15 protein-coding genes are annotated in these 24,090 nt (G+C 45.6%); 2 read left to right on the forward strand and 13 right to left on the reverse strand.

The annotated features are described in order from the left end of the window. The first annotated feature begins 40 nt into the window (after positions 1 to 40). Entirely contained in the window at positions 41 to 1,666 is a 1,626-nt protein-coding gene (locus L3V32_RS06100) for an iron ABC transporter permease (protein ID WP_237283981.1), read from the forward strand. Then, positions 1,666 to 2,697, forward strand: coding sequence for an ABC transporter ATP-binding protein (locus tag L3V32_RS06105; RefSeq protein WP_005396732.1), 1,032 nt, complete (start codon positions 1,666 to 1,668; stop codon positions 2,695 to 2,697). The genes L3V32_RS06100 and L3V32_RS06105 overlap by 1 nt, the downstream gene beginning before the upstream one ends. A gap of 128 nt (positions 2,698 to 2,825) precedes the next feature. On the opposite strand, the gene L3V32_RS06110 is transcribed toward L3V32_RS06105, so the two are convergent. The 13 genes from L3V32_RS06110 to L3V32_RS06170 form a co-directional block, all read right to left on the reverse strand. Beyond that, positions 2,826 to 4,238 (reverse strand): phosphoglucomutase/phosphomannomutase family protein, encoded by a 1,413-nt coding sequence (locus tag L3V32_RS06110; protein ID WP_237283982.1) that lies wholly within the window; start codon positions 4,236 to 4,238, stop codon positions 2,826 to 2,828. Positions 4,239 to 4,344: 106 nt separating this feature from the next. Continuing rightward, positions 4,345 to 6,753, reverse strand: a complete 2,409-nt coding sequence (locus tag L3V32_RS06115) for a GH36-type glycosyl hydrolase domain-containing protein (RefSeq protein ID WP_237283983.1) — start codon at positions 6,751 to 6,753, stop codon at positions 4,345 to 4,347. Between the two features lie 84 nt (positions 6,754 to 6,837). Continuing rightward, positions 6,838 to 8,757, reverse strand: coding sequence for a beta-N-acetylhexosaminidase (locus L3V32_RS06120; RefSeq protein ID WP_237283984.1), 1,920 nt, complete (start codon positions 8,755 to 8,757; stop codon positions 6,838 to 6,840). An 8-nt stretch (positions 8,758 to 8,765) separates the two neighbouring features. Further along, a complete protein-coding gene (locus L3V32_RS06125; protein ID WP_182019887.1) occupies positions 8,766 to 9,656 on the reverse strand; it encodes an N-acetylglucosamine kinase in 891 nt (296 codons plus the stop codon). Between the two features lie 2 nt (positions 9,657 to 9,658). Next, the gene (locus L3V32_RS06130) at positions 9,659 to 11,398 is read right to left on the reverse strand and encodes a glycoside hydrolase family 9 protein (RefSeq protein ID WP_237283985.1); all 1,740 of its coding nucleotides are present in this window, start codon (positions 11,396 to 11,398) and stop codon (positions 9,659 to 9,661) included. 62 nt (positions 11,399 to 11,460) lie between these two features. Further along, the gene (locus L3V32_RS06135; RefSeq protein WP_005394711.1) at positions 11,461 to 12,456 is read right to left on the reverse strand and encodes an ABC transporter ATP-binding protein; all 996 of its coding nucleotides are present in this window, start codon (positions 12,454 to 12,456) and stop codon (positions 11,461 to 11,463) included. A 48-nt stretch (positions 12,457 to 12,504) separates the two neighbouring features. Then, positions 12,505 to 13,488 carry an ABC transporter ATP-binding protein gene (locus L3V32_RS06140; RefSeq protein WP_005394709.1) on the reverse strand — a complete coding sequence of 328 codons (984 nt, stop codon included), beginning with the start codon at positions 13,486 to 13,488 and terminating at the stop codon, positions 12,505 to 12,507. A gap of 2 nt (positions 13,489 to 13,490) precedes the next feature. Continuing rightward, positions 13,491 to 14,516, reverse strand: coding sequence for an ABC transporter permease (locus L3V32_RS06145; RefSeq protein WP_005394707.1), 1,026 nt, complete (start codon positions 14,514 to 14,516; stop codon positions 13,491 to 13,493). 2 nt (positions 14,517 to 14,518) lie between these two features. Then, positions 14,519 to 15,505 carry an ABC transporter permease gene (locus tag L3V32_RS06150; RefSeq protein WP_005394705.1) on the reverse strand — a complete coding sequence of 329 codons (987 nt, stop codon included), beginning with the start codon at positions 15,503 to 15,505 and terminating at the stop codon, positions 14,519 to 14,521. Between the two features lie 170 nt (positions 15,506 to 15,675). Beyond that, positions 15,676 to 17,358: an ABC transporter substrate-binding protein gene (locus L3V32_RS06155; protein ID WP_005394703.1), complete on the reverse strand. Its 1,683-nt coding sequence runs from the start codon at positions 17,356 to 17,358 to the stop codon at positions 15,676 to 15,678. A 778-nt stretch (positions 17,359 to 18,136) separates the two neighbouring features. Further along, positions 18,137 to 21,523, reverse strand: coding sequence for a response regulator (locus L3V32_RS06160; RefSeq protein ID WP_048625952.1), 3,387 nt, complete (start codon positions 21,521 to 21,523; stop codon positions 18,137 to 18,139). Between the two features lie 226 nt (positions 21,524 to 21,749). Next, positions 21,750 to 22,775: a 16S rRNA (guanine(1207)-N(2))-methyltransferase RsmC gene (gene rsmC, locus L3V32_RS06165; protein WP_005394693.1), complete on the reverse strand. Its 1,026-nt coding sequence runs from the start codon at positions 22,773 to 22,775 to the stop codon at positions 21,750 to 21,752. A gap of 75 nt (positions 22,776 to 22,850) precedes the next feature. Further along, positions 22,851 to 23,936: an AI-2E family transporter gene (locus tag L3V32_RS06170; RefSeq protein ID WP_048625951.1), complete on the reverse strand. Its 1,086-nt coding sequence runs from the start codon at positions 23,934 to 23,936 to the stop codon at positions 22,851 to 22,853. Positions 23,937 to 24,090: the final 154 nt, after the last annotated feature.

Consider the following 24,090-nt stretch of genomic DNA (forward strand, 5'->3'; position numbering starts at 1 on the left):
ACAGCATTTGTATTTCATACAGCCTTGCAGTAATTAGGCGATGAAAGATAAACACTCTTTATGGAAAACCAGTAGTGGGGTAATAACTCTGTTACTGGTTTTGCCGATCTTAGCGATCTTCTACACCGCAATTGGTGAAACGGATGATTTGTTTGCCCATTTAATGGCGACAGTCATGCCGACTTATATTTTTAACACGGTTGCGCTCACTATTGGCGTAATGGTGTTGTCCTTAATTCTTGGTATACCAAGCGCTTGGATAATGGCCATGTGTAAACTGCCGACCGAAAAATGGTTGCAGTGGGCATTGGTGCTACCTCTTGCGATGCCAGGTTATATCATTGGTTATATTTTTACTGATTGGTTTGATTTTGCAGGACCGATTCAGATCTTTTTGCGTGATGTAACCGGATGGGGACCTGGCGAGTATTGGTTCCCTGATATTCGCACCTTGCCTGGCGCGACCTTTGTGTTGGCTTTAGTGCTGTACCCTTATGTGTATTTGCTGTGTCGAGCTGCATTTATGGAGCAAAATGTCTCTTTGTTGCAAAGCGCGCGTTTGCTCAAATGCTCTCCATGGGAAAGCTTTTGGCGCATCTCGATGCCGTTAGTAAGACCTTCTATCGCAGTGGGGTTATCATTGGTCGCAATGGAGACTATCGGTGACTTTGGTACTGTAAGTTACTTCGCTGTGAATACGTTAACCACAGCGGTCTACGATACTTGGTTGGGGTACTCTAATCTTAATGCTGCAGCCAAGATTTCTGCCATGATGCTCGTCATTGTAGTACTGCTTCTCAGTGCCGAACGCTACAGTCGTCGTAAACAAAAGCTTTTTCAAAGCCAATTTAACAGTCACGAAGATTTTCGTTATGAGTTGACGGGCTGGAAAAAGTGGACCGCGCTGGTTTGGTGTTGGGGCTTGGTTTCGGTCGCGTTTATTTTGCCATTACTACAGCTGATTGATTATGCGATAACTTACTTTGCGCAGAGTTGGACCCCCGAGTTTCGTGAATACGCATGGAATAGTTTGGTCGTGTCGGTTATTGCCGCCATTATTGGTGTTGCTGTCGCACTGATCGTTAACTTTACCCATCGCGTCAATGGCAAGCGCGAAAGCTTGGCATTTATGCGTCTTTCTTCGATGGGGTATGCAGTGCCAGGAACCGTATTAGCGATTGGTGTGATGGTCGCAGTACTGTTTATGGATCACCGCGTCAACGACCTTGCTAAAGCCATGGAATGGGGAAGACCGGGACTTATTTTTTCTGGCTCCATGTTCGCCCTGGTTTTTGCCATGGTTGTGCGCTTTTCAGCGGTGGCGATTGGTAGTATCGAAAGTAATTTAAATAAAATTTCGCCTTCGTTAGATATGGCGTCTCGCACCATGGGTTGTAAGCCTAATGCCATGCTGTGGCGTGTGCACTTTCCGCTGGTTAAACGTGGTGCACTGATTGCGGCTCTGTTAGTGTTTATCGAGTCGATGAAAGAGCTCAATGCGGCTCTATTACTTCGTCCATTTAACTTTGAAACACTAGCCACATACGTTTATAACTTCGCCTCGGATGAGCATTTAGAATTGGCCGCTTTGCCTGCGGTTCTGTTGGTTCTTGTTGGGTTGATCCCGCTTGTTGTTGTTAACCGTTCACTGGAGAAAAATCACTGATGAGCTGCGCATTATCAATTAAAAACCTAACTTGCCAATATGATGATCAAACCGTACTCGAATCATTATCTCTTGAGGTAGAACAAGGGCAAATTGTCTGTTTACTAGGTGCAAGTGGTTGCGGAAAAACAACACTATTAAAAGCCGTTGCAGGGCTATTGCCATTAACGTCAGGCGAAATGAGCTTAAATTGCGTCACGATTGATGATGGGGAGAACTGGTTGCCACCAGAACAGCGTAATATCGGGATGATTTTCCAAGATTATGCGCTTTTTCCTCACCTGACGGTGGAGCAAAATATTGCCTTTGGCTTAAAGCATTACTCGACAAAAGAGAAAAATGGCAAAGTTCAAGAGATGCTCGAGCTCGTGCATTTGCAAGGCTATGGCGATCGTTATCCACATCAGTTGTCTGGTGGACAGCAGCAGCGTGTTGCGATTGCTCGCTCATTAGCTTACAGCCCAGACTTATTGTTGCTAGATGAGCCGTTCTCTAATATTGATACGCAAGTTCGCCATGAGCTGATAAGTGAGATCCGTAAGATTTTTAAGGCGCAAGGCGTGACTGCCATTTTTGTTACGCATAGCCGTGAAGAGGCTTTTGCCTTCGCTGATAAAATGGCAGTGATGAACAATGGTGTTATCGAGCAATATGGCACGGCATCTGAGCTTTACTACCAGCCTTCAAGTAAGTTTGTTGCGGATTTCTTAGGTGGTGGTAGCTATCTGGCCGCTAAACGAGTTTCGGATTCAGAATATGAAACCCACTTGGGTGTGGTTGAAGCCACAGCCCAACAAGAGATCCCAGTGCAGTCTGAATGCTCTTTGTTGCTAAGGCCGCAACATGTACAAATTCAATCCGATGAAGAGAGCTCAGTAACGGTGCTGGAGCAGCACTTTATGGGTGACCATTGCCGTTACGTGATTGATGCGAATGGCGACCGTTTGTTGGCTACAGCATCGCAGGCATTAAATATTGGTGAGTCTGTTGCAGTGAAAATTGAAACGCAGGGCGTGCTGGCATTCGCATAATTACTATTCTCTTATGTCTTCCTACACAATAAAAAAGCCCGGCAGTGATGCCGGGCAAGTATTCTTCCCCTTAGCGACAGCTTGAATTACATGACAAGCTTATCCGAAGTGCTCGGGCACAAGGTCAGTTATAAAGATAAGAAGTCTTTAAACTGTTGAAGAACACGTTCCGCAGTGTCCTTATCGTGCATTTCTGCAAAAATACGTAGTAACGGCTCAGTACCAGAGAAGCGTGCGATGATCCAACCGCCGTTCTTGAAGTAGACTTTCGCACCATCTTCATAGCTGACTTTTTCGATTTCAAACTCAAACTCAGGCAACTGCTTTTCAATATAAATTTTGTTGAACAGTACCTCTTTTTGCGCCGGTTTGAACTTGCAATCACCTTCTGCCATGTACGCGTAGCCGTACTTGCCATAGATTTCATCCAGTAGCTCAGAAAGTTTCTTGCCTGTTACTGAAATCATTTCCACCAATAGGCTTGATGCGAATACGCCGTCTTTACCTTTGATGTGGCCGCGAATGGTTAGGCCGCCAGAGCTTTCCCCACCAATCAGTGAGTCATCCGCTTCCATTTGAGAACTGATGTGCTTAAAGCCTACTGGTACCTCAAAGCATTTTTCACCATGGTCTTCAGCAATTTTATCGAGAAGATGAGTCGTCGCGATGTTACGTACCACGGAACCTGTCCAACCTTTGTACTCCAATAAGTAATAATAAAGTAGAATCAGGACTTCATTCGGATGAATGAAGTTACCTTTTTCGTCAATAATACCAAGACGGTCCGCATCGCCATCGGTACCGATGCCAATATCGTAACCTTGCTCTTTTACTAGGTGCATCAAACGGTAGAGTGTTGCAGCACTTGGCGAAGGCATTAACCCACCGAAGTCTGGGTTTTTTCCATCGTTAATCACATCTACGTCACAGCGGCCATTGATTAATACGGTTTGCAGCGCATTTTTTGCAACACCGAACATCGGGTCAATCAAAACGCGTAGGTTGGCTTTTTTGATCGACTCGATATCAATAAAGTTAATGATCGAATCTACGAATTCGTTCATCGGGTTGATAATTTGAATCAGCTTATCTTCAACCGCTTGTTCAAAATCGACACTTTTTACATCTTGTGCAGTGAGCGTATCGATTTGTGATTCGATTTTTTGGGTGATGATTTCATCTGCATCACGACCGCCTTCAATGAAGACTTTAATGCCGTTGTAATCGGCCGGGTTGTGCGATGCCGTAATACATGCAGAGTAAGCGCAGCCCATTTCCTTCGCTTTAAACATTACGATAGGCGTTGGAACAAACTTATCGATAAAGCTAACGACGATGCCGTTTGCTGCTAAAACTTCGGCAAACCAACGGCCAGCTTTGTCAGACAGAAAACGTCGGTCATAGCCAATGACAAAGCCGCGATCAGCAACAGATTCGTTATTCGTAATGTTTGCAACTGCTTGAGCAACCAAACGAACATTATCTTTAGTGAATTCTTCACCGATGAATGCGCGCCAACCGCCTGTACCAAATTTGATCATGATTCGAACCTCAATAAGGGCGGCAATACACCGCGCCTTAAAATTTTGCTAGCGAGCCCAATGCACAAGCTAAAGAGCAAAAGTGCATTGGGGCATTTTTAAGCGATTAACCTAGTGTTACGATCACTTCGTTTACTGAACCTTCCGCTTGAACTGGTACAGAGGCACCATTTACTGCTTTACCGTTCACAGTAATCGACTTCACGCCTTTGCTGACTGAGTCTGGGTTAACGACTTTGATGTTGTAAGTTGCACCTAGCCATTGGCGAGTCACTTCGAAGCCCGGCCAGTCCGTTGGGATACATGGATCGATAGTCAGACCATCGAAGCCGGTACGCACACCAAGGATAAAGTTGGTAACAGCGAAGTAAGCCCAGCCAGATGTACCTGTTAACCATGGGTGGTTTGCACGACCGTGGTCTTGGTGGTCACGACCCATAATGAACTGAACGTATGAGTATGGTTCTGCAATACGTTTTTCGATGATGTCGTTCTGATTGTATGGGTTTAGTGCATCGTAGAATTTCATTGCACGGTCACCGCGCCCCAATTTTGCTTCAGCAACCCAAGCCCATGGGTTTGGATGCGAGAAGATTGCACCGTTCTCTTTTACGCCTTGGTAAACGCGAGTTACGAAGCCGATATCATCATTCGGTGTTGCAAAAGATGGTGAGTTTAGGTGAAGGCCGTACTCAGAGAAGAGGTTCTCGTCGACCGCGTCCATCGCTTTTTCGCCGTGCTCTTGAGAAACCGCGCCAGACAGAACCGCTAGCGTGTTTGACTCAAGGTGTACACGACCTTCTTTTTGCTGCGCAGTACCGATCTTGTCGCCATTTTTCGTTAGACCACGGATATACCAGCCGCCTTCTTCGTCCCAAAGGTGTGTTTCACACGCTTCACGCACGTTTGCCGCCATCTCGGTGTACTTCTCAACGTCAGCGTCTTTGCCTAGGTATTTTGCAAGGTCGATGAACTCTTGTAGCGCCCAGAAGTGTAGGAAAGACACCATTGAAGATTCACCGCCACCTAGGTTTAGACAGTCGTTCCAGTCGGCACGCAGACCTTTACAGATGCCCGTTTGACCCACGTATTCAGCAGAGAAGTCTAGCGCAGCTTTCATGTGGTCATACACGGTTGCATCACCACCATCCGCGTAAGGAATCACTTCGTCGAAGAAGCTGTGCTCACCGGTTTCCATCACGTATTTACAGATGGTTGGTACTAGCCATAGGTGATCATCAGAGCAAGTGTCTTCAATACCGTGGATCTTGTCTTCATCAGATGGAGTAGGAACAACTGTTGGAGACTTAGATGGTTTAACATCTGCTTTTTCAGGATCGAACCAATCAGGATCGAATAGGTGTAGGCCGTAACCCGCTTTTACTTGACCACGCAGTAGATCAACGATGCGCTTACGAGTCATTTTCGGGTTCGCGTGAGGAACGGATATTGCGTCTTGCGCCGTATCGCGGTAACCAAGGCCAGTACGCCCGCCGACCTCAATGAACGAAGCAAAGCGAGACCAAACCACACATGTTTCTGCTTGGTATAGCGTCCAAGCATTGATCATGGTGTCTAGGCCTTCGTTTGGCGATTTCACTTGGAACTTGCCACAACGCTCATCCCAGTGTGCTTTGATGCCAGCAAATGCATTATCGACTTCTGCAAGGTCTTGGTACTTAGCACGCAGACGTTCACCGTTACCTTTACCGATACCCAGAATGTAAGCAAAGCGAACTTCTTCACCTGGTTGGATAGTAAATTGCTTGTGCAGAGAGCCACAGTGGTTGTAACACGTTTGTGCGGTGTTAAAACACTTACCTTGTTCTACTGCTAGTGGGTTTGCTTCGTCGCGGTATAGACCTAGGAAGCTATCACGTTGACCGTCGTATGAATCTGGATCAAACGTCGACGCTAGGTAGTAGAAGCCTTCGAAATCGTTAGTGTTGTAGTACAGGTCGTATTCAATCACGCCTTCGTTGTATGACGTACCAGCAGAGTAGAGAGACATCTGGTGGTTTTGGTTATCAGATTGAATGTGGCTGAACGAGAACTCAACAAATGAGAATGCGCTGATCGTACGCGGTTTGTCAGAGGTATTCTTGATGACCACATCCCAAATTTCTGCATCTTCGCCTTTTGGTACAAAGAGTGTTTTGGTTGCACTAATGCCGCTGTATTCGCACTTGAATTTAGAGTACGACAAACCATGACGAACTTCGTAGTTCGCTTCGTCTAGGCTTTTGGCAACTGGTTGCCAAGAGATTGACCAGTAATCACCCGTCTCATCATCACGTAGGTAAACGTAGTGTCCTGGGCGATCGAATGTCGCATTTGGACGGAACTTAGTAACACGGTTGTATTCTGGAGAGTTGTAGAACGAATAGCCACCTGCGTTATGCGAGATAACGGTACAGAATTTTTCTGTACCTAGGTAGTTGGTCCAAGGAGCAGGTACATCAGGGCGAGTAATGACGTATTCACGATTCTCGTTATCGAAATAGCCGTATTTCATTTGTGTCTTTCCTTTTTACAAAGCTGCATCTGCAGCCAAAATTTAAAAACTCTTCAAGCGTGATGTTTCGACATCAGTTTTGTATTACTTCCACGGTTTACGGTAATTCACTCCCTGCAAATCAAGCAGAGGTAGGTGTCCTTTCAAACGTGATAAATAGTCGGTCCAGTCTCGGTGTTGTTTGTCTGTCCAACATGCTTCTGCCATTGCGGTTAAGCGCGGGAAGACCATGTAGTCCATACGAGACTGGTTGTTGATGATTTCGCACCACAATGCTGTTTGAATGCCCCAAATGCGTTTACGTATTGGATCGTCGGCTGGCACTTCAGCGAGTGGTTCATAGTTGTAAGCTTTTTCTAGCGGCAACGGGTTCGCCCAATCCACGCCCGGTTCTTCTGGTGCGTAGTCTTGGGTCATATCTAGGTAGGTGGTTTGTGCCGGTTGTAGCACCACATCGAAACCTTGGCGCGCGCAGTTCAACGCCGCTTCTTCGCTTAACCACGAATAGATCACCGTATCTTTGCTGACTTTGTCGCCATGCTGTGCTTCTTCCCAGCCCAGCATGCGCTTGCCAAGTTTGCGAAGTTTGTCTTCGGCATGACGCAAGAAGTGCCCTTGCAACTCTTTGTAGTCGCTGTAACCTTGTTGCTCCATTAGGGCTTGGCACGCAGGGCTTTTTGACCATACGCCGTTAGGTACTTCATCCGCACCGATATGAACATAAGGGGCAGGGAACAACGCGGAGACTTCTTCCAACACTTTGTCGATAAACTCATAGCTCCCCGGCAGAGCTGGGTTAATGACGTTGTCGTTGTAATGCTGAATGCTGCGGTATTCGGTGGTGTCTTCTGCTTCTACCAATAGGTGTGGTAACGACTTGATGGCAGCTCGGCAGTGGCCTGGTACATCGATTTCAGGGATTACAGTGATGCCTCGTTTCGAAGCAAAGGCAACCACGTCTTTGATGTCTTCTTGAGTGTAAAAACCGCCGTAACGCTCAGCAAGGTGCGTGTACTGTGGCTCATTGGTTTCATCCAACCCACGCCATGCGCCAATATCGGTTAGTTGAGGCAATGATTTGATCTCAATTCGCCAACCTTCATCATCGGTAAGGTGCCAATGGAATGTATTGAACTTGTAGTGAGCCAACTGGTTGATCAAACGTTTGACTTGCTCAACGGAGTGAAAATGGCGTGCACAATCTAGCATCATACCGCGGTAACGAAAACGTGGTCGGTCTTTGATTGAACAGCAAACCACTTCCATTGAGGCTGGTTGATCGCCAACTTTGATCAGTTGCAATAACGTTGCACAAGCATGGGTAAAACCAGACGAAGAGCCAGCTTCAATTTTGATCGACTCTTCTGCTACCTTCAGCTTGTAAGCGCCTTCATCCAAGGTTGGGTTGCCTTTGAAGATGATCTGACTGCCATTGTCTGACGCGAACTCAAATTGATGAATGCGCTTAAGCTCTTCAAGTAACCACTCTTTAGCTGCATTGGCTAGGTTTGAATAAACCGCAACGCCAGCTTGATGATTAAAGCTAAAGCAGTGATCGCTGACTTCTATATGGTTTGGTTTTGGCAATAAAGGCTGTGCATGCGTCAAGCTGGAAGGGATCTCATTACGTTCACGGTACGGTGAAGCCAATACGATCGGCGTGACATCGACTTGAGCTCGCTGAAGGTTGCCGTTGACTTCAAAGTTGACCAAGGCTTCATTGAATCCATCAGAATAGTAACGGAATGGGTTCGAACCAATACTGAACTCGCAGTAAAAATGATGGTTAGCTGCCAGCACCAACCCTTCTGGTTTGAGGGTGCAGTAGCTGCCAATTTGCTTGAGCTGACCATTCGAAATACTATCCGGCAGAATGTAGCGATCAAAAGCAAAAATCAGGCTCCAATTGTGGAGATCTTGATCGCTCAAGTTATGGAAAGTCAGTCCAAAACGGCAGTTTTGCTTTTGCTCTGATAGGACGACGAGATCAACACGATATTCCATATCTACTCCTACGCCGCATTGAGCGAGTAAAGGTTATGTTCAGGCTTCCCTGCAAACATAATTGCGCCTTCAATCGCGTCAAACTGTGGTTCAACAACCCATTGCTGAACGGGTGGCGAAAGCCAACGTAAAATACGTTCAGCAATGCTGCCCATTAAACAAATACGCGTTGCGCCGCGCTTGTTTAATGCCACGAGAAACATTTCTATATCAGCTGCAGTTTGCTTCAGCATCTCAATTGCCAGTGCATCACCTTGTTCTGCATGTTGGAAAATTGCAGGAGAAAACTGCCCATAATCACGAGGAAGCGCTTGTTTAGACCAAGCCACCACGTTATCAACGTCATTTTCGAAATGCGCCATGACGTGTTGTGCTAGAGGCGTTTTCTCTCTGATGCCATCTTCTGCTAACAAAACTTGTTGAACTAGGTGAAGCCCCATCACTGCGCCGCCACCTTGATCCGAAATAGGGAATTCACGACCACCGACAACGTGCTGCTCCAATCCTTTAAGATAGATGCCACAAGAGCCCGTTCCTGCGATCATGATTGCGCCATCTTCGCCATTGTGTGCACCAACGCACGCGCCGTAAGCATCAGTATTAAGAGTCATACTGGCAAACGGATGAGGAAGAGACATGAAGGCTTGCCAAGATGCTTTGTGCTCAGCACCTGCAAGGGCTAAGCCGACATGCATCGATGCAAAATCTTGTTGTGTCAGGCCGCCTTGCTCGGCAGCTGAAGTGATGGATTCAAGAATCGAAGCCATTGCAATTTCAGCGCCTAGCATGATGTTGGCGCTTCCGCTTTTGGCCTCGCCAAGAAAATTACCTTGTGAATCTTTAATCCTGGCTCGACATGACGTGCCGCCACCATCGATACCAACAAAATACATCCCCATGATTATTGTTCCTTAATATTTTTAGAGGTTGCCAACTGAGAAATATGCTGAGCTTGACTCATTATCGCGAGTAAGTACCAAGCGCCATGCGGGATCCATTGTTCACCCCAGCGCCAGTTTTGTAACATGTCGTCTTTTTGTGCTGGTGGGTTAAATGCGATGTCTTCCTCGTCTTCAAAGCCGCCAGTGATTCCGTTGCACACACCGCCTTTAGCGTTGAAGAAACCATATTGAGGAAGGTAATCAGGGTTGTTACGACCATGACCATCAAGCATGCACATGTCATATGGGTTTAAGCCTACAATCCAGTTCAATGCATCTTGAGCAAATACGGAAAGTTGTTGCTGTATTTCTTGCGACGCTATATGCGGTTGAGCAAGATACGCCATGGTCGCGAGTGAGCCCAATCGAGCATTCTCGCCTTGCCACCAATAGCCGGATTCATTGTTGTGTGCGACAAAAAATGCATCGCGTTTTGACTCATTTACGCCTTTAACATACTGGCGAGGGTAACCGAATGGGTTGGTCACTTTATTCGATATTTTGATCTCAAACTCACACGCTCGGTTAACGATGCGTTTTACAGATTCTGTCTGTACGGAGTCGTCTTCAATTGATAGATATTCGCACAAGGCAATAACGGGTAGGCCAGCTTCAGCTGCGTGAAAGTATGGACGACTGCCGTCTTGGTTTGCTGACCAAAAGTGTTGAATCTGCTCGTCGCTCATTTGGCGGACAACTAAGCGTTGTGCCCACAAACGGCTCTCTTCCAAGTAGCGAGTTTCTTTGGTGGCTTTAAACAGTTCTACACTGGCTAGTAGCGCACAGTATTCGTCGATAATGTTTTCTTCATTATCATTGAGGTACTGCGTATTGTGCTCTTTTAAGTGCCAGTAACCATTTTCAGCAGCGTTGCGGTATTTCTGTTGATCGTATTCGCCGTGAACACCTAAACGCGACGCCGCGGCCAGCGCTGCGATGGCGACACCGCCACCTTGTCGAAAGCCTGCTTGGTAGTCATCAAATTTGTGACCAAGTTGCGTTTCGTAGGCACAGATTTCTCGTTGCGCAGTATCTTTGCTCCACTTATCAAAGACCGTCATGTAGAAGAAGCCTTTTTCGTTTTGCATACGAACAAGGAAGTCTGCACCGAACAGGGCTTCTTCAATAAGACGTGTACGTGTGAAGGCTGCAATGTCTTCGCTTCCTTCAAGCAATGAAAGCCCTTTTAGGATGTTCCAAACCACCATTGGGGTTTGTTGAGGGTTCAAATAATTAGCGTATGAAAGATGACTTAAATATTTGCTAACGTCTCCAGATGCGTCGTACCAGCCTCCGTGTACATCAACCGTTTGGTTGGCGTTGAGCACTGGAACTTGTCGATCTTGTTGATCGAAAATTCCACCACAACGTTGTGATTTGAAGTAGTGGATCACATCCGACAAAGTTTGATCCAACAGAATATGTTCGCCAATGGTGAAAGAGGAAGAGCGCGTATCTTCCACTTGCAGGAAATAGTCGCCTGAATCTGTGAAAGATGAAAAGTCGATGAGGTAGAAATAGCCCTGATGCCAGTTCGCCACTTTACCTTGTTCTTCAACCGCAAAAGTTGCCACGGTTTGCTCGCTAGTGGCACAAATCAATTGAGCAGTGTAAGAAGACAAGTGTGGTTGTTCGGTCTGGACAATGGCTTTCTTTGGGCCCAGATGTTCATAACCAATGTGGTTAGTCAGTAGCAGCATTCAATGTCTCCGGGAAACGATAAAACAGGAATGGGTCAGGCTGAACCTGACCCTCGTTATAATTAATCTTCAAATAAGTAACAGCGAACAAAGTGGTTCTCAGAAAGCTGAGTGACGCCTGGTAGTCGTTCGCGACATTTATCGGTTGCGTGTACGCAGCGTCCTGCAAATGGGCAGCCGACTGAATCCGGTGTCCAAAGTGGGATTTCCCCTTTGTTGCCTTTCAGCTTCTCGTGAATAGACTTCGATGGATCAGGCACAGCAGATACCAACAGTTGCGTATATGGGTGTTGAGGATCGTGAATGATTTCCTCAGTATCCCCCCATTCAACCATGTGACCTACGTACATAACCGCGAGATCTTCAGCAATGTAACGCGCCGTTGCGATGTCGTGAGTGATGTAAAGCAGAGACATTTGCTTCTCGAACTTCATCTCTTCCATCAGGTTCAAAACACCAGCACGAATTGACACGTCCAGCATTGATGTTGGCTCATCTGCCAATACCACTTCTGCACCTACAGCGATGTTACGAGCTAGGTTTACACGTTGACGTTGACCGCCAGATAGCTGGTGCGGGAACTTTTGCGCGGTTTCTTTTGGCGGAATCAGACCAACTTGTTCTAGTAGGTCATACACACGTTCTTCCAGTTCCTTTTTGTTGCCTGGTGCAATCTTTTTATGGATCAGCAACGGGCGAGCAATGTGGTGAAAGATATTGTGTGTAGGGTTTAGTGAGCCAAATGGGTCCTGCCATACCATTTGTACGCCTTCACGGTATGTCATCAAGTCATGTCGAGAGGTAATATCTTGGATATCACGACCTCTGTATTCGATCACACCCTCTGTAGGGGCGTACATTTTAGCTATCATTTTAGCGGTAGTAGATTTACCAGAGCCTGATTCACCTACTACTGACAAACCGCGGCTCTTGTACATCTTGAATGATACGTCGTTGATCGCGCGCATTTTTGACTGCTTTATTGAGTTACTATTTAAAGGGAAGTCCTTAACGACATGTTTACCCTCAATCAGCAGTTCGCCGAGTTGTTTGCTCATAATTCTCTCCAGTGTAATTTTGTTCTTAGCTAGCGTTATTTTTTGTTGTTAAACCTTAGCTTGAGCAATCGTGTCGCCGTATAAGTGGCAATTTGAAAAACGACCAGGTTCAATTTGACGCAGCTGAGTTGGTACTCGTGTACAAGCTTCGTGGACGCGGTCGCAGCGAGCTTGGAAGCGGCAGCCTTGAGGAATCTCTAATAGGTTCAAAGGGTTGCCTGGAATACCAGTTAATTTGGTTTTAGGACCAGTTAGTGGAGGGAAAGAGCTACCCAAACCTTTGGTGTAAGGGTGGTAAGGACTTTCCAGAATTTGCTTAGAAGGGGCGACTTCAATCAACTCACCAGAGTACATAATGCCGATTCGATCCGAGAACTCGACCATGAGTGACAAGTCGTGGGTAATGAAAAGGATCGAGAAGCCGAACTCTTCTTTCAGTGCATAGATTTTTTGTAAGATCTCACGCTGAACCACAACATCGAGTGCCGTCGTTGGCTCATCCATGATGATCATCTTTGGATTGAGAGCCAGAGCAATCGCAATGACTAAGCGCTGGCGCATACCACCAGAAAATTGGTGTGGGTAGTCATTCAAGCGGCTTGGGTGAATATCAACGATTTCCAACAATCCTTCGGCGCGCTTTTTCGCTTGTTCACGTGTCATGTTGGTATGGCGCATGATGACATCGCAAAACTGCTCTTCCATCGTAAGCACCGGATTTAATGCGTTCATAGCACTTTGGAACACCATCGACATCTCGCTCCAGCGGAATGATTGCATACGTTCATCGCTGTACTTGATGATGTCTTCTCCGTTGAAGATGACCTCACCACCAGTGATGAATGCTGGCGGCTTATGAAGACGCATGAGCGAGAAAGCAACTGTGGATTTACCACAGCCAGATTCACCAGCCAGGCCAAAGACTTCACCTGGCGCAATGTCAAAACTAACGTTGTTACAGGCGCGGACATCGCCCGCATCTGTGATGTAATCTACGCATAGGTTACGGATAGAAATTAGTGGTGCAGTCATGATTATTTATCTCCGCTCCATAGTGCATTTTGTGGTGCCATTTCAGGCGCGCGCTCTTTCTTGTCTTTCTCTGCCAGTTTCTTCCAGCGTTTCATGCCTTTGTGAGAACGAAGCTGTGGGTTAGCAATTTCATCAACGGCAAAGTTAAGTAGAGCAAGACCAGTCACCAAAAGAGTTAAGGCGATACAAGGTGCTAATACTTCCCACCATGCGCCAATCAACATTGCTGATGAGGTTTGCACGTTGTAGAGCATGATGCCCCAACTGATGGTGTTGGCATCGCCCAGGCCCAAGAACGAGATTACAGCCTCAGTATTGATAGCGAGCATTACTGAGCCGATGAAGCTTGCACCGACAATCGGGATTAGGTTTGGTAAAATTTCAACGAAGATGATGCGGAATGAAGACTCGCCCAATACTTCAGCGGCTTTCACAAACTCTTTCTCGCGCAGAGCCATGGTTTGAGAACGGACAACACGTGCGCCCCACGCCCAAGAGGTACCAGCGATAATCAAGGCAATGGTGAGTGGACCTGCTTCGCCAATAAAGGCTGCCAGTACAAAGAGTAATGGGTATTGAGGGATTACCAGCATGATGTTCATCGCTGCACTCAATATGTCATCCACTTTGCCGCCGAAGTAACCTGCCGAGATACCAATGACCGTTGCTAGGAAACATACGATGATGCCAGCACCAAAGCCGACACCTAGCGATACGCGAGCACCGTAAGCCACTTGTGACCAAATATCACGACCCATACGTGAAGTTCCTAGAACGTGATCAGCCTTTTTCGACATAATCAGCGTACGACGATCATCTGCTAGATTTTTAGCCACCCAGCCATCAGGATTATTTTGCGCTTGTTTTACGACAAAGCTTGGGTATTCGTGTGGATTACCGGTTCGCTTGTCTGGCGCATGTTTCGTAAGTAAAGGAGCTGCGATCGCAACGAATACGAATACGGTAACAATACCAAGACCGATTCGAGCGAATGAGTTGCCTAAAATAAGTTTGAATAGTTCTTTCATGATTATTTGCCTCCCGTACGTAGGCGAGGGTCTAGAATCATGTACAGCATGTCAGCCATTAAGTTGAAGCACAGCATGAACATTGTCATGATAATTAACTGACCTTGAAGTACTTGGTAGTCACGAGCGTGAATTGCGTTAAGTAGCACGGTGCCTAAACCTGGGTAGTTGAAAATCATCTCGATGATCAATTGGCCACCAATGGCCATACCCAAAGACATAGATAGCGCGGTTACACTTGGAAGTAGCGCGTTACGTGCGGCGTAATTGAAGACGACACGGTTCTCGCTAAGCCCTTTGCCTTTCGCCATCGTGATGTAGTCTTCGGCAAGAAGGTTGATCATGTTATTACGCATATTGACGAGGAAGCCGCCGATCTGAACGATGGTTGCACAGAATAGAGGGAGTACTGCGTGGTAACCCACGTTTTTGATGAACTCCCAGCTTGACCAATCAGGGATAGTACCTGGCGTGTAAGCATAGCCAGATGGGAACCATTTTAGGCCAATCGCAAAGGTAAACAGCGCTAACATTGCGATAACCATCTGTGGGATAGCTTGAATGATCAATGTACCAGGTGTTACGAATGCATCGTATTTACTACCACGCTTCCATGCGGCAAAAATACCGAGTACAGAAGCGATTGAGAAAGAAAGTACAACCGCAGTACCAGCTAGGAAGAGAGACCAGCCAAATGCACTACCTAGTAAAGAGTTAACTGAAAGAGGGTAGAACTGGATTGATGTACCTAGCTCCCAACTTAGAATGTTTTTAATGTACGAAAAGTACTGAATGTAAATCGGCCCATCAACGAAACCGAGCAGTTCTTTCATTGCTGCGATTCGTTCTGGCGTTACCTGTACAGAAGCGTTAGCAAACATCATGGTAACTGGGTCACCAGGCATTGCTCGCGGAATAATAAAGTTTAACGTCGCTGCAACTAAGAGCGCGACAAGATAGAACGACAAACGTCTTAAAAAATAACCCATAACTCACACCTTACTCACCCAGATTTTTTCCCTGTTTCTGGTTTCAGGTCGCTCCTAGCGAAATTTAGAGCGAAAAATCCCCTGACGACGAGCGCCACATATTGGTTTCGTTAACAAGGGATTTTTATAGGCGGCACACGGGATGTATGCCGCTTGAAATGAACTTCTACTTATTTAACTGGTTTTAGGTCCAGCACGTGAAGTAGGCGCTCTGGGATACCTGCCCAAATGTTTGGACGGCCCTTAGGATTTTCTTCGTTCCACCAACCAGTGAAGCGAGTTGTGTTGTATTGATACATGTACGCGCCTGATAGCACAGGAATGGTTACTTGGTCCTGAGCAATGATCTTCTGGATACCATGAGCGATTTCTAGCTGTTCTTGCTTATCAGCGGTTTTGTAGAAGCTGTTAAGAAGACCGTCTAACTTATCGTTCTTGTAGAAGTGCATTGCAAAGCGAGGCATACCGTCACCAGACTGTAGCTTCGAGTTGTAGCCGCTGTCCCAGTACAAGTGTGGATCCGCACCGTGGAAGTAGTTGGTGTAAGCAACGTCGTATGTACCTTCTAGCATTGCTTGGTTGTATACCGAGAAATCTGGAGTACGAGCACGTGCTTTAATGCCTACTTCTGCTAGTTGCTCAACAGCTAGTTGTACAGTGTTGTTAAAGTCAGTCCAACCGTTTGGCGATTGAATGAGAAGCTCGAAAGACTTGCCAGATGGTGTATCTACAAAGCCATCTTTGTTTACATCTTTGAAGCCTGCTTTAGCAAGAAGCTTTTTCGCACCTTCGGCGTTGTATGTGTTGTAACCTTTGTACTTGTTGTGCGTCTCTTCGTCAGACCAAGCTTCGAATGCGTAGCCTAGACCCGAAGCGAAGTCATTTACTGTACCGCCACCGTAGAATGCAATGTCGATAATCGTTTGACGGTCTAGCGCCATAGAGAACGCACGACGGAAGTCAACGTTAGTAAGTGCTTCGTTTTTCGCCGCGTCTGGGTTTTTGAAGTTCACTACAAACGCTTGAGTACCCGCTGGTGGGTACCAGTAGTGGTGATTCGGACTTGCAGCAGCGTAAGTGCGGTCGATGTCTGGTACGAATGAAGATGTCCAGTCCATTTCGCCGTTAACGATTTTGCCCAAGAATTGGTCGTTGTTCGCGATTTGTGGCACTCGTAGACAGTCTACATCTAGGTTATCAGCATCCCAGTAATTCGGGTTCTCACACTGAATGTATAGTTGCGGTGTAAAAGTGTCGATTTCGGTAAATGGACCACTACCTACTGGATTTTCGTTTGTGAATGTTGCTGGATCTTTCACTTTGCTCCATACGTGCTTAGGTACAACTGGTACTTTCGCAATTTCGTAAGGAACGTTTGAGTTTGCTTCGCTTAGACGGAATTTAACTTTGTAGTCGTTAACTTTCTCTACGCCAGTTACCCAAGAGTTGATACCAGATTGGTCTAGCTCTGGCTTCTCTTTAACTAGGTTGAAAGAATAAACTACGTCATCAGCGGTAAACGCTTTGCCGTCAGACCATTTTACGCCCTTACGAATATCGAAGGTCACGCTCATTAGGTCATCAGCCATGGTGAAGTTTTCTGCTAGACGAAATACTGGCGTGTTACCGTGCATTTCGTTAAAAACAACGAGCGGCTCGTAAATAAAGTCGGTTGTTGTGTGCAGGTTAGTTGCACCCAAGAAAGGGTTAAAGTTACGAACGAAAGTTGTAAACTCTTTAGGGTGGATAGTCAGTTCACTGCGTTCAGCCGCAGTAGCTACCGATGCAAAACCTGTAGTAGCCGTTGCAATAATTGCTGTTGCTAGTGCTGTTTTTTTAATATTGGCAAGCATAGCTGTTCCTTACTATTTGCTTTCATTTCACTAAATGGAATTGAATGTCATCAATTGATAAACACTCTCCAAGACCTACCTCTTGTTTATGCATTACTCATTACAACATTGAGTTTCGCCAAGAGTGGCCTGTAGGCCTTAGGCAGGAGTAAGAAAACACCTTATCCAGAAAATAATCAAACTCGATTCTCGTTAAAAACGTTAAAATATCGTCACTCTCCGTTATAAACGTTATTTTGGCTAATTTTGACTAGAGATAGACCAAAAAATAAACGTTGATATGCGTCGCAGTTTATATCCTTGTTAATAGTAAGTGTTAGTGGTTGCTAACCTGTAATCTTTTTAAAATAAAAGCCTTATGATTCCCTTCCTGGTTCGGAGATCTCGCTCACATGCAGAAAATGTGTTAATTAATTAGCTAAAAATTAATCTGCCGTTCTGTTGTGATTGAGTTCGCAATCTCTGTCAATTGTTGGTTAAAAACCGTTTGTTATCTGAAAAATAGTCTCTTTTATCGACAGTTTTCTCTCATTTATTGCTCTTTTTTTATTATGAAAATGAAGTGTTTTATTCGCTCGACTCAACCTAGTTTGGGTAGGTTATATCGATAGAAGCGTATGTTTGGAATGCCTACCATGGACAACTTTGTCCAGAGGCTTATTCGGCATCTTAATGTGGTAACGGTAGAGAGTCGCTGTATTGTTCGTCTTTAGAGAAAGAGAAGGCTTGGATAATAAAAAGCCCAGCGTATGCGCTGGGCTAGTTTTTTTGATAGGTATTAGCTGGTCAACAGTCGCTGTAGTTTATCTCGTTGAGCTTCGATGTACGCACGCTCAGGACTCTGTTCTTTACAGTGTTCAAGGATGAATTCTATCGAGCTCAATACCGTTCTCCAACGTGGCGTTTTCGGCAGCGTTTCTATACGCATGTATTTATCCAAAGTGCGTGTTTGCAGAGTGCTACGGTCAAGATAAACGCGCCATAAGCCACTTTGTTCGGCAAATGCGAATTTACTTTCACCAGTGACTGACTCCCAATACTCTAAGGCATGTGTCATTGCGTCGACCAGAATTTCTCGCATTAGCTCTTGTTTGTCTTTTTTGTTACCAAGCGCTTTGTCTGCAAGGCGTGTAAACTCTCCACCGAGTTCTTTCAGCTTCTGCAGCTGGTCTTTATCGCCATCAAAAGCATAACTTGAAAGCACCTCTACTGCGGTTTCTAGGTTGTGTATGCGAGCGGCATTGGCTCCTCCGCCAACATTAAAGATATACATGACATCTAAGCCTGAGCCTTCAGGTAGTTTAAGAATGTCTGCTTCGATGTTTTGACGAATATCTTCAATATAGATATCAATCTTGCCACAGTAATGAGGTTGTTTGACGGTCAGATATTTAGGTGCAATCAACTCATCGGCAGATGAACGTTTTAATTGTTCTAAGTTACGCTTGAATAGCTTGCAAGCAGCTTCATTAGCAAACCGGATACGTTTATCTTCACGCAAACAGATAATCGCTTCAGGAGCCGATTCCAGTTGTTCCAACAATCGCCCTTGAGTTTCTAATAAGCTTGCCTCTACAGCCGCTCGTTGGCGAAGTTCAGATTCAAGTATCTTATTCTCCATGTGGCGCATTTCAGCTTGGCTTGCCGTTAAGTGCGCTTGGATGCGCGCAGCTAGCTCTTGTTTATTGAATGGCTTAGATAAATAGTCGTTGGCTCCTGCTTCAAAGCCTCGTACACGATCTTCTGTTTGACTAAGCGCGGTGAGCATAATGATAGGTAGCTCGGCATGGTCATAAGTTTCACGTAATTCACTACAGACTTGATAGCCGCTCATGCCTGGCATCATGATATCCAATAATAGGAGTTCCGGTTTTTCCTGCTCAACGAGTGCTAATGTTTCTGGTCCATCAGAGACGGTACGTACGCGATAGCCCTCTAAACGTAAGAAGCTCTCAAGCACACGCAGGTTTACTGGCTCATCGTCAGCGACATACAGTAACGGGCCGTCTGGATTCTCTGGCAGTGATAAGTCTTCATTGTTCTCTACATCGATTTCAGGAATCTGGAAGTGTCCGTGCGCTGCAAGGGTTTGAGTTGTTTGGATCTCTTCTTCACTGGCAAGTGGTAACGTGAAACTGAAGGTGGTGCCGACCATAGGCTGGCTGCTGACGTATAACGAGCCCCCCATCAACTCAATCAATTGACGGCTAATCGAAAGCCCGAGCCCCGCACCTTGACGATAGCGACTTGCGTCTTGTCCTGCTTGGATAAGTGGTTCGAAAATATGTTCAAGATGTTCTGCGGGAATACCTTGCCCAGTATCCACAACTTGCACACGAACATGATCATCAACCACATTGGCGGAGATAACGATTTTACCTTCTGAGGTGTACTTAATCGCATTACCGATCAGGTTATATAACACTTGTTCAAGGCGTTGAGGATCGGCAGACACCGCTTTCAAATCCGCTGGTACTTGGTTGATGATACGGATGGTTTTATTTCCGAGTAAATGGCTGGAAAGCTCTAGTACCAGTCGCGTTGCACTGGCTAAACTCACCGCTGACTTCTGGATATCCATGCTTCCGTAACGCATTTTATGATAATCCAATAAGTCATCAACAAGGTTTGCGAGACGTTGCCCACTTTTAATGATGATATCAAGCTGATATTTTTGGCTAGCAGGAATAGCACCGTTAGCGCCGGACGCTAAAGTCTCAGCGATTCCGACCATGCCGTGCAATGGTGTGCGGAGTTCATGAGAAGTGGTGGCTAAGAACTCATCTTTAAGTTTGTCGGCCAATTGCAGTTCATCATTTTGTTTTTGAATGATCTGTATGTTGCTCTCGAGCTCTTCATTTTGCTTCTTAATGGTTTGAATTTTCTCTCGAATAGAGCGTTGCATTCGTTCAAAACTCAGCGCAAGACGGCCTATTTCATCTTTGCGAACCGTATTAAAGGTGGTGTCATCAAGATCTCCGGCAGACACTTTTTCGGCAGCCCAAGTTAACTTCAGCAACGGAGAAGTAATAAAGTTTGATAAATAATGGGAAGCGATTACCACTAGAATGATGGCGATCAGCATGGCGATAACAAACAGTTTTTCTAGTTGATGAATACGAGCGAAAGCTTCGTTTTCTGGTAATTGCACGACGAGTGCCCAAATAACACCACGCGTTTCAATCGGTGCATAAGCAGCGATGATCTCTTCACCTAAACCGTTCGTGTAAGTGCCGACGCCAAATGCACCAGAGAGTGCTTTATCGATCACTTCTAAGCTGTTCTTAATGTCATCTTGCTTGGTGTTAATTGTGCGAGGTTGGTGATCATTTCCAACCAGTAAGGTGTTAATGGATGACTCTCGGTTGGCGTCTGCGGCTAACTTCGTGATGCCATTATTTGGTAAGCGGAACATAGCATAGCTGTGTAGGTAGCCTTGCTGAACAATTGGAGCACCTAACCAAGCGACTTGTTTACCACCTTCCAGTTCGAAATCAGACACAATCACAGGGGTGTAGTCTTCATTCACCTTACGGCGTTCAGTGACGTCATCAGCTAGACGCTTGAAGGTTTTGCCAAGTGCTGAGTCTTTGTAGGGGCCTGATAATAAGTTTGTTCCGTAGTTATCGTCTTTGTTGATCGAGTAGGTGACATTACCGTTGATATCGACCAGCAAAATATCATTAAAATCAGAGCGCTTGAGGAGCTCCAAGTAGGCCCAGTGGTAACGTTTATGTAAGAGTCGGTAACGTTCACTTCCGACATAGTTGGAAGACTCGGGTAACGTTGACGTTTTGATTTGATCTCCGCTGCCTTCAATGTAGCGCTGTTGGGCATTTTTACGAGATTCTTCAATGTCATTGCCTAAACGACTAAAAGCATTGACGAGACCGTAGAATCGACCACCACTGGCGTAAGCCAGTTCAGAGCGCACAAAGCCCATGACTTCGGTTTCCCGTGCCTCAAAGTAGTCGATAATTTGCTGTTGTTTTGTATCTCGAACAGACAACAAGTGTGAGGTGCTTTGTTCTTGCAGATCTTTACTGTGGGACTGTAGGAAAAAGATCGCAGTAATGGTAAGAGGTGTGATACTGAGCACCAGAAATGCGGTCATCAGTGTACTCTGAAGGCGCTTAAATTTCTGTTTTTTGTAGAATTTAAACATGGATAAGATTACAACTCATAAAGGGCAGTTCTAAAATGTACTTCGCTGCCGAGGTTCTCGTTAAAAACGGATAAGAAGTTCAACTAGATAGAATTAACAAAATTAACGAGTTTTTTTTCTTTGACAAGAAAGTTAGTTGTAAAGCGTGCAGGGTGACGCAGTTTTTCTTATGAGTGTTGAGTTTTTGAGAAAAAATCGCGCAGGTTTGTACCTGCGCGAGGGAAGATTATGACTTTTTCGCGTAGTAGATAGAAAACTTATTGGTCTTATTTAGCGTCTCGCAATTATTAAACGCTCGCTCAATAATTGGTGGATATTTTAAGAAGCTATTCGCGACAATGATCATTTCACCATGGTTATCGAGATACTTTGGAGCCTGACCCAAGAGTGTTTCTGCTGCGTTGTAGTTCGTATCTAAACCACTGTGGAAAGGTGGGTTACTGATGATAAAACGATAATCGTCGGCAGTGTCTGAGTAAATATCAGAGGCGAATACATGGCCGGTTAATCCATTGGCTTTTAGTGTGGCTTGACTCGATGTGATGGCATACGCGTTAATGTCACACATCTCAATCGCAATTTCTGGATTGGCTTTTGCCATGAAAGCACCTAACACCCCAGCACCACATCCAAAGTCGAGGACTTTACCTGATAGAGTAGGTAAGGTTTCGAGTAATAGGCGGCTACCTAAATCGAATTCGCCATGACTGAATACTCCAGGCAAACTCTTAACAGTCAGTGATTGCTCACCAAGTGTGACCGTATAGGTTTTAAACCAGTCTGCTTGATTGAACGGCTTTGGTTCATTGAGGCAAGTGCCCCAGTAAAATGAACAACGACGAGCGGAATCGTATTTATTGACCGGGCCATACTCTTTGAACATCTTCTCGATGCTTTTAACACCTGAGCGGTTTTCGCCAACCACTACAATTTCAGTGTTCACGCCTAGTTTCGCCATCAACATCGCCAGAAGGTATTCGGCTTCGGCTTTGGCTTTAGGCCAGTACAAAAGCACCATGTCTGCTTGTGTCTCAGTATTAAACTCAGAACCAAAATGGCTTTTAACCTTGTTATGAGTGCGAATTTGACGGTAGAAGCTGTAGTTTGAAGTGAAGACTTCCACAGATTCACAGTGTTTGGTCAGTTCAAGTGGAAAGAGATCTTCGACTTCACCTGCAACTAAAACATGTTTTCCGTTGAAGTACTCGAGCTGACGCTGAGCTATTTGGCTAGGAGCGATATAAGCAGACATAAATTGGGTTCATCAGAAATAATTGGGGCAGATTTTCGCACAATCTGCCCCAAGCTTGAAGTGATTAAGCTGTGACTAGCTGTTGTCTTGCTGGTTGAGGAAGTCTTTGAATTCTTCTTCGTAGATATTAAACAGTACCATTGTCACGGCAAAAATCAGTGGACCGTAAATCAGGCCGATCAATCCAAATAGATGCAGACCACCCAGTAACGAGAAGAAAATCATTAGGGTATTCATGCCTGCGCTGCCTTGCATTAGCAGCGGACGCAATAGGTTATCAATAGAACCAACGACGACCACACTCCACACCGTCAAGAAGATAGCCCAAGTCATATCGCCTGTTAAGAACAAGTACGCCGCTGCAGGAATCCAGATTAGTGCGGTTCCGACCACAGGGATGAATGATGCAAAGCCCATCATCGTTCCCCAGAATAACCCCGGGAAACCAGCGAGCCACATACCGATACCGCCAGCCAGACCTTGAGCAATCGCTGTCATGAATGAGCCCATCACGGCTGATTTAGAAACTTGCTCTATCTCTGTCAATATGCGGTCTTCTTGGCTACGTGAGAGTGGCAGAATATGACGAATCGCAGAGATAATTTTGTCGTGGTCACGAAGCAGAAAAAACAGCACAAACAGCATCAGGAAGAAGTTCATTAGGAAGTTGGTGGCGTCTCCTAAAATTTTGGCGCTGATAGCAACTAGGTTAGAGCCAAACGATGTGGCAAATTGACCAATTTTTTCCGCAATGGCTTTTGGCTCGATTTTATCGAAAGGTAAGTACTCATTAACTATAGCTAAACCTTTGATAACGAAAGGATGTTGGAATATATCTTGGATGCCGCCATTAGTGACCCAGTTGTACGTATTTTGTGAAAAAACAGAGCCTTGTTGAACAATGGCTGCAAATACAAATAGCAGTGGGATAACGATAATAAACGTCAAGACGACACATGACAGCAGCGCGGCCATATTGGGGTGCTTGGGAATTTTCCGCTCAAACCATTCGTGTACCGGAAACATGAGCAAAGAAATGATAAAAGCCATCACAATGGAATTGATGTATGGCTCAACCAATAAGTAGCAAGCAAAAGCAGCGGCGAGTAAAGCGACCATTAGCACTCGGTGACTCGACGTTATTTTTACATTATTTGGCATGAGATTAGTCCAACTTACAGGTGACGTTTACGGTTTTCGCCTTCAAAGATGGCGTTGAACCTTTATTACTTTGCACTCTTAACTCTTTCAACCTTATGACAATGCCGAATTAGAGCAGAGCAATATACCTTGTTATAATGACCACAAATCAGTC

The sequence above is a fragment of the Vibrio sp. J2-4 genome, assembly GCF_021728155.1.
GTDB lineage: Bacteria > Pseudomonadota > Gammaproteobacteria > Enterobacterales > Vibrionaceae > Vibrio > Vibrio diabolicus.